The organism is Pseudomonas sp. R43(2017) (assembly GCF_002112345.1).
GTDB classification, from domain to species: domain Bacteria; phylum Pseudomonadota; class Gammaproteobacteria; order Pseudomonadales; family Pseudomonadaceae; genus Aquipseudomonas; species Aquipseudomonas kribbensis.
Map to the genome: position 1 here is coordinate 190,060 of NZ_NEHJ01000007.1, position 11,948 is coordinate 202,007.

Consider the following 11,948-nt stretch of genomic DNA (forward strand, 5'->3'; position numbering starts at 1 on the left):
CTCTTGCGGAGTTCGCCATGTCTTTTGCGGTGATTCAAATGGTCAGCCAGAGCGACGTGCTGGCCAATCTGCGCGATGCCCGGCGTTTGCTCGAACAAGCGGCCAGCGCTGGCGCGAAGCTGGCGGTGCTGCCGGAAAACTTCGCCGCCATGGGGCGTCGCGACATCGCCGATATCGGCCGCGCCGAAGCACTCGGTGAGGGCCCGATCCTGCCGTGGTTGAAACAGACCGCCCGCGACCTCAAGTTATGGATAGTGGCCGGCACCTTGCCGTTGCCGCCGGCGGGGCAACCCGAAGCGAAATCAAATGCCTGCTCGTTGCTGGTGGACGATCAAGGTGAAATCGTTGCCCGCTATGACAAGTTGCATCTGTTCGATGTGGACGTGGCGGACAATCGTGGGCGTTACCGCGAATCCGATGACTATGCTTATGGCAGTAACGTGGTCGTGGCGGACACACCGGTCGGCCGGCTCGGCCTGACGGTGTGTTATGACCTGCGCTTCCCGGAGCTGTACAGCGAATTGCGCGCGGCCGGGGCTGAATTGATTACCGCACCGTCGGCCTTCACCGCGGTGACGGGGGCGGCGCACTGGGACGTGTTGATCCGGGCACGGGCGATTGAAACCCAGTGCTACGTGCTGGCGGCAGCCCAGGGCGGGACGCATCCGGGTCCACGGGAAACCTTTGGCCACGGGGCGATTATCGATCCGTGGGGACGCGTGCTGGCGCAGCAGGAGCAAGGCGAAGCCGTGTTGCTGGCCGAGCGCGACAGCAACGAACAGGCGTCCATCCGGGCGCGAATGCCGGTGACAGGTCATCGGCGGTTTTTTTCGCAGGGCGCACAGCGACCTGCTTCAGAACACGAATTTAAGGCGTAAAACCTATGAGCGAGTTGTTGTCCTCAGTCAGTGATCACCTGTTGGCGCCCGGCGGCGTGACGATCGAGAGCCTGCAAGGCGTGCTCGGTGATCTGGCGGGTCCAGGCATCGATGCGGCCGACCTGTATTTCCAGGGGCAGATTTCCGAGTCCTGGTCGCTGGAAGACGGCATCGTCAAGGAAGGCAGTTTCAACCTCGACCAGGGTGTCGGCGTGCGTGCACAGTCCGGGGAAAAAACCGGTTTTGCCTACAGCAACGCGATCACCCTTGAAGCCCTCGGCGCGGCGGCCCGTGCAGCCCGTTCGATTTCCCGCGCCGGGCAGAACGGTACGGTGCAGGCGTTCAGCACCCAGGACGTCGCTCAGTTGTATGCGCCGGACAACCCGCTGGAAGTGCTGAGCCGCGCTGAAAAAGTCGAACTGCTCAAACGCATCGACGTCGCGACCCGCGCCCTCGACCCGCGTATCCAGCAGGTCAGTGTGAGCATGGCCGGGGTCTGGGAGCGGATTCTGGTAGCTTCGACCGACGGCGGCCTGGCGGCCGACGTGCGTCCGCTTGTGCGCTTCAACGTCAGCGTGATCGTCGAACAGAACGGCCGTCGCGAGCGCGGCGGTCACGGCGGCGGCGGGCGTACCGACTACCGTTATTTCCTCGCCGAAGACCGTGCCATGGGTTACGCCCGCGAGGCGCTGCGTCAGGCACTGGTGAACCTGGAAGCGATTCCGGCACCGGCTGGCACCTTGCCGGTCGTTCTGGGCTCGGGCTGGTCCGGCGTGCTGCTGCACGAAGCGGTCGGCCACGGTCTGGAAGGTGACTTCAACCGCAAGGGCAGTTCGGCCTACAGCGGGCGCATGGGCGAGATGGTTGCCTCGAAACTCTGCACCATCGTCGATGACGGCACGTTGGCCGGTCGTCGCGGCTCCCTGAGCGTCGACGACGAAGGCACGCCGACCGAGTGCACCACGCTGATCGAAAATGGCGTCCTCAAGGGCTATATGCAGGACAAGCTCAATGCGCGTCTGATGGGCGTGGCCCGCACCGGCAACGGTCGTCGCGAATCCTACGCACACCTGCCGATGCCACGGATGACCAACACCTACATGCTTGGCGGCCAGAGCGATCCGGCGGAAATCATCGCGTCGGTGAAGAAAGGCATCTACTGCGCCAACCTCGGTGGCGGTCAGGTCGACATCACCAGCGGCAAGTTCGTGTTCTCCACCAGCGAGGCTTACCTGATCGAGGACGGAAAGATCACCGCGCCGGTCAAAGGCGCGACGTTGATCGGCAACGGCCCGGAAGCGATGAGCCGGGTGTCGATGGTCGGTAACGATCTGGCGCTGGACAGCGGTGTGGGCACATGCGGCAAGGACGGGCAATCGGTGCCGGTGGGCGTGGGTCAGCCGACGCTGAAAATCGATGCGATCACCGTGGGTGGCACGGGCGCGTAAGAAGGGATGGAGCTTCGGGTGGCGCGCAGTGCGGCCACCCGGTGGCGAATATCAACGCAGACCGCGTTGAGTCTCGTCCAGCTCACGGATGTACTTGAAGATTTTACGGCTCGAGGCAGGAGGCTTGTTATGCGCAACCTCGTGCTGGGCCTGACGGATCAGGGAACGCAGTTGCTGGCGATCGGCGTCCGGGTACTCGACGACGAATTTCTCCAGTACGGCATCGTCACCGCTGATCAAGCGGTCGCGCCAGCGTTCGAGGTTGTGGAAACGCTCGTTGTACTGACGGGTAGAGGCATCGAGTTGATCGAGCAAGGTGAGAATCGCGTCAGTGTCCTGATCGCGCATCAGTTTGCCGATGAACTGCAAGTGCCGTTTACGCGCGATGTTCGCGGTGTGCTTGGGCGCATCGGCCAGGGCCCGGCGCAAAGCGTCGGTCAATGGCAGTTTCGCCTGCAAGTCGGGCTTGAGCGTTGTAAGGCGCTCGCCAAGGTCAACCAGAGCATGCAGCTCGCGTTTGACCTGGGATTTGCTTTTTTCTCCCGTATCGAGGGAGTCGTCGTAAGAATCAACCATGGTGGCAGTCCGCAAAGAAACGCCGCCATGATAACCAGTCGGGGGCCGCTTGTCCGGCCCGGTCGCTCGAAGGCCCCAGCCGAAAGCAGAATTTGAGTGGAGATGAGCATGAGTGCAGTTGAAAGCGTCGGCCCACAGGCATTGCCGGCACTGCAGGAACAGGTCGAGCAGATCATCGCCGAAGCCAAGCGTCAGGGCGCCAGTGCCTGCGAAGTGGCGGTGTCGCTGGAGCAGGGCCTGTCGACCTCCGTGCGTCAGCGTGAAGTCGAAACGGTCGAGTTCAACCGCGATCAGGGTTTTGGCATCACCTTGTATGTCGGCCAGCGCAAGGGCTCGGCCAGCACCTCCGCGACCGGGCCGGATGCGATTCGCGAAACCGTCGCTGCGGCGCTGGCGATTGCCAAACACACCTCCGAAGACGAAGCCTCGGGACTGGCCGATGCCGCGCTGATGGCCAGGGATATTCAGGATTTCGACCTGTTCCACCAATGGGACATCTCCCCGGAGCAGGCCATCGAGAAAGCATTGCTCTGCGAAGCCGCCGCGTTCGACGCCGATGCACGCATCAAGAACGCCGATGGCACCACGTTGAGCACTCATCAGGGCTGCCGCGTGTACGGCAACAGCCACGGTTTCATCGGTGGTTACGCGTCGACCCGGCACAGCTTGAGCTGCGTGATGATCGCCGAGGCCGATGGCCAGATGCAGCGTGATTACTGGTACGACGTGAACCGTCAGGGCAGCTTGCTCGCCGACCCGGTGAGCATCGGTCAGCGTGCCGCACAGCGTGCCGCGAGCCGTCTGGGCGCTCGCCCGGTGCCGACCTGCGAAGTGCCGGTGCTGTTTTCCGCCGAACTGGCGGGTGGGTTGTTTGGCAGCTTCCTGTCGGCGATTTCCGGTGGCAGTCTGTATCGCAAGTCGTCGTTCCTTGAAGGCACGTTGGGGCAGAAGCTGTTTCCGGAGTGGCTGACCATTGACGAGCGCCCGCACCTGATGCGTGCCATGGGCAGTGCGTCGTATGACGGTGACGGTCTGGCGACTTATGCCAAACCGTTCGTCGAGAAGGGCGAGTTGGTGTCATACATCCTCGGCACCTACTCCGGTCGCAAACTCGGCATGCCGAGCACCGCCAACGCTGGCGGCGTGCACAACCTGTTCGTCACCCATGGTGATGAAGATCAGGCGGCTTTGCTGCGGCGCATGGGGCGTGGCCTGCTGGTCACCGAGTTGATGGGCCATGGTCTGAACATGGTCACCGGTGATTACTCACGCGGTGCGGCGGGTTTCTGGGTCGAGAACGGTGAAATCCAGTTCGCGGTGCAGGAAGTGACCATTGCCGGCAACATGCGTGACATGTTCAAGCAGATCGTCGCAGTGGGTAACGATCTGGAGCTGCGCAGCAACATTCGCACCGGTTCGGTGTTGATCGAGCGGATGACTGTCGCGGGCAGCTAAGCCCGGGCCAATACAAAAAGGCGCGCCACCCGATTGGGTGGCGCGCCTTTTTTTGTGTCCGAAAATTGTTTGAGCGGGTCGGGGCAGCTAAAAAAGCCACTCTTGTTTTGGTTCTCATTATCATCTAATAATAAATCTCATTATCGGATGAGCCCAGGATCATGAGTTCTGCCTTGCACGAGCAGCCGTACCTCGAAAGCTGGCGCTGGATGAGTCGCCAGATCCGTTGCGCCATGGATCCCGACGAACCGCGTCTGATCGAACACTACCTGGCCGAAGGCCGGTACCTCGCCTGTTGCACGGCGACCTCGCCCTGGACTGTCGCTGAAACCTCTTTCCGTCTGCTGCTCGACACGGCCACCGATATCGCATTGCCGTGGCACTGGCGCAGCCTCTGCCTCGATCAGGCCTGGCGCCCGCTGCGTGAGATGGAACGCCTGTCGCTGTGCAAATGTCGGCTCAAACGCTGGCAGAGCTACACCTGGCAGCTCGCCACCTGCGAGTTGCAACCCTCCATTCCTCTTATTGAACTGGTGCAAGGATTTTCAGATGACCAAGACACGTATTGAGCGCGACAGCATGGGCGAACTGCAGGTGCCGGTGGACGCTCTCTACGGCGCGCAGACCCAGCGTGCAGTGGATAACTTCCCGATCAGCGGCAAGCCGATGCCGACCCAGTTCATCCGCGCGCTGATCCTGGCAAAAGCTGCCGCCGCCCGGGCCAACGTCGAACTCAATCAGCTCAGCGCCGCGCAAGGCAAGGCCATCAGCGACGCGGCCCAGGGGCTGCTTGAAGGCGATTTCATGCAGCATTTCCCGGTGGATATCTTCCAGACCGGTTCCGGCACCAGCTCCAACATGAACGCCAACGAAGTGATCGCCACCCTGGCCAGCCGCCTGCTCGACGAGCCGGTGAATGCCAACGATCACGTCAACTGCGGGCAGAGCAGCAACGACATCATCCCGACCACCATCCACGTCAGCGCCGCGCTGGCCCTGCACGAACAGTTGCTGCCGGCGCTGCTGCATCTGGTGCAAGTGATCGAGGGCAAAGCCAAGCAGGTGCATCACCACGTCAAGACCGGCCGTACTCACTTGATGGACGCCATGCCGGTGCGCATGAGCCAGGTACTCAACGGTTGGGCGCAACAGCTCAAGGCCAATATCGGTCATCTGCAGGACTTGCTGCCAAGCCTGCAATCCCTGGCCCAGGGCGGTACGGCGGTCGGCACCGGGATCAATGCGCATCCGGAATTCGCTGCGCGTTTCAGCCGTCAGTTGAGCCAACTGACCAACGTGCAATTCACCCCGGGCAAGGACCTGTTCGCACTGATCGGTTCGCAGGACACCGCCGTGGCCGTGTCGGGCCAGCTCAAGGCTACCGCCGTGTCGTTGATGAAAATCGCCAACGACCTGCGCTGGATGAACTCCGGTCCGCTCGCCGGCCTCGGTGAAATCGAACTGGAAGGCCTGCAACCGGGCTCGTCGATCATGCCGGGCAAGGTCAATCCGGTGATTCCGGAAGCCACTGCGATGGTGGCGGCGCAAGTCATCGGTAACGACTCGGTGATCACCATCGCCGGTCAGTCGGGCAATTTCGAACTGAACGTGATGCTGCCGATCATCGCCCAGAACCTGTTGAGCAGCATCGAGTTGCTGGCCAACTCCAGTCGTCTGCTGGGTGACAAGGCGATTGCCAGCTTCAAGGTCAACGAGTCGCGGCTCAAGGAAGCGCTGTCGCGCAACCCGATTCTGGTCACCGCGCTCAACCCGATCATCGGTTACCAGAAGGCCGCCGAAATCGCCAAGCAGGCCTACAAACAGGGCCGTCCGGTGATCGACGTCGCGCTGGAACACACCGATCTGTCGCGCAGCCAGCTGGAAGAGTTGCTCAATCCCGAGAAACTCACCGCCGGCGGCGTGTAAACACCGCAACCGCTTTGGAGGCTCATCATGGAGCACTGGAAACGTACGATCGAACGGGCCAATCGCTGCTTCATGCTGGGCGAGTTGATCGACGCCCGCGAGGCCTATCTGCAGGCCCTCGCTTTGGCGCAAGTGCTGTTCGAGCGCTGGGCCGATGCCGACGAAGCGGTGGCGGCCTGCGTCATCTCCCATCACAACCTGGCCGATCTGCATCTGCGTCTGAACCAGCCGGAGGAGAGCGCCGAGTACCTCTGCGCGATCCATCAACGCCTGTTGCAGACCATGCAGGACGAGCGCCTGCGCCCGGCCCTGCGCGAAGCGGCGCTGCGTCAGAGCAGCAAGACCTATGTCGAGCTGCTCAATTTCATCAGCGAACACGGCGAATACCCGCGCACCCAGCGCTTGCTGCACCCGGATACCGGCAATGCGCGCCGCGTGCCTGCCCAACATCACCATGGAGTCCACTGAAATGGCTTTTACCCTGCCAGCCCTGCCTTACGCCTACGACGCACTGGAGCCGCACATCGATGCGCAGACCATGGAGATTCACTACACCAAGCATCACCAGACCTACATCAACAACCTGAACGCCGCGGTCGAGGGCACGGAATACGCCGAGTGGCCGGTGGAAAAACTCGTCGCCAGCGTCCAGCAACTGCCGGAAAAACTGCGTGCGGCGGTGATCAATCAGGGCGGCGGTCATGCCAACCATTCGCTGTTCTGGGAAGTGATGGTGCCAGGTGGTGGCGGCAAGCCGGACGGCGCGCTGGCCAGGGCGATCGATGAGCAGCTCGGCGGCCTCGACAGCTTCAAGGAAGCCTTCACCAAGGCTGCGCTGACCCGCTTCGGCAGCGGCTGGGCGTGGCTCAGTGTCACCCCCGACAAGAAACTGGTGGTGGAAAGCAGCGGCAACCAGGACAGCCCGCTGATGAACGGCAATACGCCGATTCTCGGACTCGACGTGTGGGAACACGCCTACTACCTGCGTTATCAGAACCGCCGCCCGGAATACATCAGCGCGTTCTACAACGTGATCAACTGGCCTGAAGTCGCTGCGCGTTATCAGGCTGCACTGGTTTAAGTCTCCTATAAAAACAATCCAGGGCTGACTATGGGCACTGAAACACTGGCGATCGGAAGCGGACGAATGTTTCGTTACGCATTCGGGTCGCTGCTGCTGTTGGCGGGCATGACCTTGCTGGTGGCTCACGGACTGGAATGGCTGAACCTGGAGCCGAAACTGTCCCGGGCATTGCAGGGCGGTGCGATCTGCGCGCTCGGCACGGCACTGGGAGCGGTTCCGGTGCTGGTGATCCGCAACATGCCTCAGGCATTGGGCGACACGCTGCTGGGTTTTGGTGCCGGCGTGATGCTGGCGGCGACCGCGTTTTCGTTGATCGTGCCGGGGATTGCCGCCGCCGAAAGCCTTGGGCTGAGTCCTTGGGGCGCCAGTGGCCTGATCTGTTTCGGCATCATGCTCGGTGCTTTCGCGCTGTATCTGGTCGACCGCAGGTTGTCCGGCGCTTCACCGGAAATGCTCATCGGCACCGTCGAGCATCCGGTTATTCCGCCGCGAATCTGGCTGTTCGTGTTTGCCATCATTGCCCATAACATCCCGGAAGGCATGGCCGTTGGCGTCTCCGCTGGCGGCGGCATGCCGGACGCGGACAGCCTGGCGATGGGCATCGCCTTGCAGGACGTGCCGGAAGGGTTGGTGATTGCGCTGGTGTTGGCCGGGGCGGGGATGTCGCGGGTCAAGGCGTTTCTGATCGGGGCGGCGTCAGGTCTGGTCGAGCCGGTGTTCGCGCTGCTGTGTGCGTGGCTGGTCAGTCTGGCGGAATTGTTGTTGCCCCTCGGATTGGCGCTGGCGGCCGGGGCGATGTTGCTGGTGGTGACACACGAAGTGATCCCGGAATCGCGACGCAATGGTCACGACAAGCTGGCGAGCCTGGGATTATTGATCGGCTTCTGCCTGATGATGGTGATGGATACCGCGCTGGGATAAGCGTGGCGAGAGGCGCATCTCTCGCCACAAAGGACTTTCAACCGCCTTCGTCGAAGTAGTTGTTGATCAGTGCCACCAGAGCATCCATGGCTTCCTGTTCCTGATGGCCTTCGGTGCTCAGGTGGATCTTTGTGCCCTTGCCGGCAGCAAGCATCATCATCGCCATGATGCTTTTGCCATCTACCGTGGTTTCCGGGGTGCGACCCACTCTGATCGTGCAGTCGGGATACTGACCCGCCACGCCCACGAACTTTGCCGACGCCCGGGCATGCAGGCCCAGCTTGTTGATGATTTCGATTTCCAGAGCAGGCATCGCGGTGTGAATCCTTTAGCTGAGGTCGCGGTGGCGAACCTGGACGTTCTTCAGGGTTTTCTGCAGGGCCTGACCCAGGCGTTCGGTCAGGTAGACGGAACGGTGATGTCCGCCGGTGCAGCCAATGGCAATGGTCACGTAGGCACGGTTGCTCGCAGCGAAGCGCGGCAACCATTTGAACAGATACGCATAGATGTCCTGGAACATCTCTTCGACTTCCGGCTGTGCCGCCAGATATTCGGCTACCGGCTCATCGAGTCCGGATTGCGCACGTAGTTCCGGTTTCCAGTACGGGTTGGGCAGGCAGCGTACATCGAACACCAGATCCGCATCCACCGGCATGCCGCGTTTGAAACCGAACGACTCCACCAGAAACGCCGTACCGGGCTCCGGCTGGTTCAGCAGCCGCAGCTTGATGGTGTCGCGCAACTGATACAGGTTCAGATTGGTGGTATTGACCTTCAGGTCGGCCAGATCGGCGATCGGGCCCAGCAGGGCGGTTTCATCGTTGATGGCTTCAGCCAGCGAGCGGTTGGCACTGCTCAGCGGGTGACGGCGTCGGGTTTCCGAGAAACGCTTGAGAAGGGTTTCTTCATCGGCATCCAGATACAGAACGTCGCACTGGATGTGCCGGTTGCGGACTTCCTCGAGCAACTCCGGAAAACGCGAAAGGTGGCTTGGCAGGTTGCGCGCATCGATCGATACCGCGACCAGTGGCTGAGACAGTTCCGTATGAATCAGGGCGCGTTCTGCCAGTTCCGGCAGCAGGCCCGCCGGCAGATTGTCGATGCAGTAGTAGCCGTTGTCCTCAAGGACATCCAGGGCCGTGCTTTTGCCCGAGCCGGAGCGGCCACTGACGATGATCAAGCGCATGTTTAGTGCCCGTTTTGCTCGTCCAGGACAACCTGATACAAGGCTTCGTTGGTGGTGGCGCGACGCAGCTTTTCGCGTACTTCCTTGCGATCGAGCATGCTGGCGATCTGGCGCAGCAATTCCAGGTGTGCATCGGTGGCGGCTTCCGGGACCAGCAGCACGAACAGCAGGTCGACCGGTGCGCCATCGATGGCATCGAAATCGATAGGGGCTTCCAGGTGCATCAAGGCGCTGATGGGCGACTCACAACCCTTGAGGCGGCAATGGGGAATGGCAATGCCGTTGCCAAAACCGGTCGAACCGAGTTTTTCACGGGCAATCAGCGCCTCGAAGACATCTTGCATCTCCAGATCCGGTTTTTCCCGGGCGATCAGGTTGGCAATTTGTTCGAGGGCTTTCTTTTTACTGCCGCCCGGCACGTTCACCAGGGAACGGCCGGGGGTCAGGATGCTTTCAAGTCGGATCATGGGGGTGGGGGTTATCGACCGGTAGCGCCCTGAAGCAGGCTCTGGGTCTTTTCCTTATGCTTTTTGAGTTGTTTATCAAGCTTGTCGGTCAGCGCGTCGATCGCTGCGTACATGTCGGTATGTTCCGCGTTTGCGACGACCTCGTTGCCGGGAATATGCAGCGTGGCTTCGATTTTCTGCTTCAGCTTTTCGACGCACATCGTGACTTGCACGTTGGTGATCTTGTCGAAATGTCCCTCAAGCCTCTTGAGCTTTTGCTCAACGTATTCACGGAGAGGTTGGGTAACTTCCAGTTGGTGTCCACTGATGTTGACTTGCATACAGCTTCTCCTTCGTTGCCAGTGCATAAAGCGGCAGGCCGAAAAGCCTGCCACTGGAACGCTGTAACGTGGCTTACATCAACCGCTTGCGTTCGCTCGAAGGCGCGATCCCGAGGGATTCGCGGTACTTGGCGACGGTGCGGCGAGCCACCTGAATGCCTTGTGCCTCCAGTAAACCAGCGATCTTGCTGTCACTCAACGGCTTTTTCTGATTTTCCGCGGCGACCAGTTTCTTGATGATCGCGCGGATCGCCGTGGACGAGCATTCGCCGCCTTCGGAGGTGCTGACGTGGCTGGAGAAAAAGTATTTCAGTTCATATATGCCCCGGGGGGTATGCATGAATTTCTGCGTGGTCACCCGGGAAATCGTCGACTCATGCATGCCGACTGCCTCGGCGATGTCATGCAGCACGAGTGGCTTCATCGCTTCGTCGCCGTATTCCAGGAAGCCGCGCTGATGCTCGACGATCTGGGTGGCAACCTTCATCAGGGTTTCGTTGCGGCTCTGCAGGCTCTTGATGAACCAGCGGGCCTCCTGCAACTGATTGCGCATGAAGGTGTTGTCGGCGCTGGTGTCGGCGCGACGGACGAAACCGGCGTATTGAGCGTTGACCCGCAGGCGCGGCACCGACTCCTGGTTCAGCTCGACCAGCCAGCGCTCGTTGTCCTTGCGCACGATCACGTCAGGGACCACGTATTCGGCTTCGGTGGATTCGATCTGCGAGCCGGGGCGCGGGTTGAGGCTCTGGACCAGTTCGATGACCTGGCGCAGTTCATCTTCCTTGAGCTTCATGCGGCGCATCAGCTGGCTGTAGTCGCGGCTGCCGAGCAGGTCGATGTAATCGGTGACCAGTCGCTTGGCTTCGGCCAGCCAAGGGGTCTTGGCCGACAGCTGGCGCAATTGCAGCAACAGACATTCGCCCAGGTTGCGTGCGCCAATGCCGGCGGGTTCGAATTGCTGGATGCGGTGCAGGACGGCTTCGATCTCGTCCAGCTCGATATCGAGCTCCGGATCGAAGGCGTCGAGGATTTCTTCGAGGGTTTCGTCGAGGTAGCCCTGATTGTTGATGCAATCGATCAGGGTCACGGCGATCAGGCGATCGGTGTCGGACATCGGCGCCAGGTTCAACTGCCACAGCAGGTGGCTTTGCAGGCTTTCGCCGGCGGAGGTGCGGGTGGTGAAGTCCCACTCGTCGTCATCGCTGCTCGGCAGGCTGCTGGCGCTGGTCTGGTAGACGTCTTCCCAGGCGGTGTCGACAGGCAGTTCGTTGGGGATTCGCTCGTTCCATTCGCCGTCCTCGAGATTGTCGACCGTCGGCGCGGTTTCCTGGTAGGAAGGTTCCTGGATCTCGGTATTGGGCTTCTGTTCGGCGTTGTCGGCCAGCGGGTCGGAATTGTCGAAGTCGTCGCCGTCTTCCTGGCGTTCGAGCATCGGGTTGGATTCCAGAGCCTCCTGAATTTCCTGTTGCAGATCCAGGGTCGACAATTGGAGCAGGCGGATGGCCTGTTGCAGCTGCGGTGTCATCGTCAGCTGCTGGCCCATTCTCAAGACTAGCGATGGTTTCATGGCAGGGGCTTAACACCTTATTCGCCGGCGCTATGCGCCATCCACTACAGGGCGCCGAGGCGCCAAACTTAAGCAAATTATATGCCTGAAACTGTCGTGTTTGCCTAGAGCGCTGTAACA

The 11,948-nt window shown here is 61.1% G+C and carries 14 protein-coding genes; 8 read left to right on the forward strand and 6 right to left on the reverse strand.

What is annotated here, in order from left to right:
• Nucleotides 1-17 precede the first annotated feature (17 nt).
• Nucleotides 18-878: a carbon-nitrogen hydrolase family protein gene (locus CAG02_RS20515; RefSeq protein WP_085711795.1), complete on the forward strand. Its 861-nt coding sequence runs from the start codon at nt 18-20 to the stop codon at nt 876-878.
• A 5-nt stretch (nt 879-883) separates the two neighbouring features.
• Nucleotides 884-2,326, forward strand: coding sequence for a metalloprotease TldD (gene tldD / locus CAG02_RS20520; protein ID WP_085711794.1), 1,443 nt, complete (start codon nt 884-886; stop codon nt 2,324-2,326).
• A 51-nt stretch (nt 2,327-2,377) separates the two neighbouring features.
• On the opposite strand, the gene yjgA is transcribed toward tldD, so the two are convergent.
• On the reverse strand, nt 2,378-2,902 hold the full coding sequence (gene yjgA, locus CAG02_RS20525; protein WP_085711793.1) for a ribosome biogenesis factor YjgA: 525 nt from the start codon (nt 2,900-2,902) through the stop codon (nt 2,378-2,380).
• A gap of 108 nt (nt 2,903-3,010) precedes the next feature.
• Between yjgA and pmbA the strand changes: the two genes are divergently transcribed.
• The 6 genes from pmbA (at nt 3,011) to CAG02_RS20555 (ending at nt 8,288) form a co-directional block, all read left to right on the forward strand.
• Nucleotides 3,011-4,357 carry a metalloprotease PmbA gene (gene pmbA / locus CAG02_RS20530; protein WP_085711792.1) on the forward strand — a complete coding sequence of 449 codons (1,347 nt, stop codon included), beginning with the start codon at nt 3,011-3,013 and terminating at the stop codon, nt 4,355-4,357.
• Between the two features lie 161 nt (nt 4,358-4,518).
• A complete protein-coding gene (locus CAG02_RS20535) occupies nt 4,519-4,926 on the forward strand; it encodes a FagA protein (protein ID WP_085711791.1) in 408 nt (135 codons plus the stop codon).
• Complete coding sequence (locus CAG02_RS20540; RefSeq protein ID WP_085711790.1) at nt 4,907-6,283, forward strand: lyase family protein; 1,377 nt, start codon at nt 4,907-4,909, stop codon at nt 6,281-6,283. Before CAG02_RS20535 ends, CAG02_RS20540 begins: the two co-directional genes overlap by 20 nt.
• 27 nt (nt 6,284-6,310) lie before the next feature.
• On the forward strand, nt 6,311-6,751 hold the full coding sequence (locus CAG02_RS20545) for a hypothetical protein (protein ID WP_085711789.1): 441 nt from the start codon (nt 6,311-6,313) through the stop codon (nt 6,749-6,751).
• 1 nt (nt 6,752) lies between these two features.
• Complete coding sequence (locus CAG02_RS20550) at nt 6,753-7,364, forward strand: superoxide dismutase (RefSeq protein WP_085711788.1); 612 nt, start codon at nt 6,753-6,755, stop codon at nt 7,362-7,364.
• A gap of 30 nt (nt 7,365-7,394) precedes the next feature.
• The gene (locus CAG02_RS20555) at nt 7,395-8,288 is read left to right on the forward strand and encodes a ZIP family metal transporter (RefSeq protein WP_085711787.1); all 894 of its coding nucleotides are present in this window, start codon (nt 7,395-7,397) and stop codon (nt 8,286-8,288) included.
• Nucleotides 8,289-8,325: 37 nt separating this feature from the next.
• Here the strand turns inward: CAG02_RS20555 and CAG02_RS20560 are convergent, their stop codons facing one another.
• The 5 genes from CAG02_RS20560 to CAG02_RS20580 form a co-directional block, all read right to left on the reverse strand.
• The gene (locus CAG02_RS20560) at nt 8,326-8,601 is read right to left on the reverse strand and encodes an HPr family phosphocarrier protein (protein ID WP_085711786.1); all 276 of its coding nucleotides are present in this window, start codon (nt 8,599-8,601) and stop codon (nt 8,326-8,328) included.
• A gap of 15 nt (nt 8,602-8,616) precedes the next feature.
• Entirely contained in the window at nt 8,617-9,474 is an 858-nt protein-coding gene (gene rapZ, locus CAG02_RS20565; RefSeq protein WP_085711785.1) for an RNase adapter RapZ, read from the reverse strand.
• A gap of 2 nt (nt 9,475-9,476) precedes the next feature.
• Nucleotides 9,477-9,941, reverse strand: coding sequence for a PTS IIA-like nitrogen regulatory protein PtsN (gene ptsN, locus CAG02_RS20570; RefSeq protein ID WP_085711784.1), 465 nt, complete (start codon nt 9,939-9,941; stop codon nt 9,477-9,479).
• Between the two features lie 11 nt (nt 9,942-9,952).
• Nucleotides 9,953-10,261: a ribosome hibernation-promoting factor, HPF/YfiA family gene (gene hpf / locus CAG02_RS20575; protein WP_007953578.1), complete on the reverse strand. Its 309-nt coding sequence runs from the start codon at nt 10,259-10,261 to the stop codon at nt 9,953-9,955.
• A 73-nt stretch (nt 10,262-10,334) separates the two neighbouring features.
• Complete coding sequence (locus tag CAG02_RS20580; protein WP_085711783.1) at nt 10,335-11,828, reverse strand: RNA polymerase factor sigma-54; 1,494 nt, start codon at nt 11,826-11,828, stop codon at nt 10,335-10,337.
• Between the last annotated feature and the right edge of the window lie 120 nt (nt 11,829-11,948).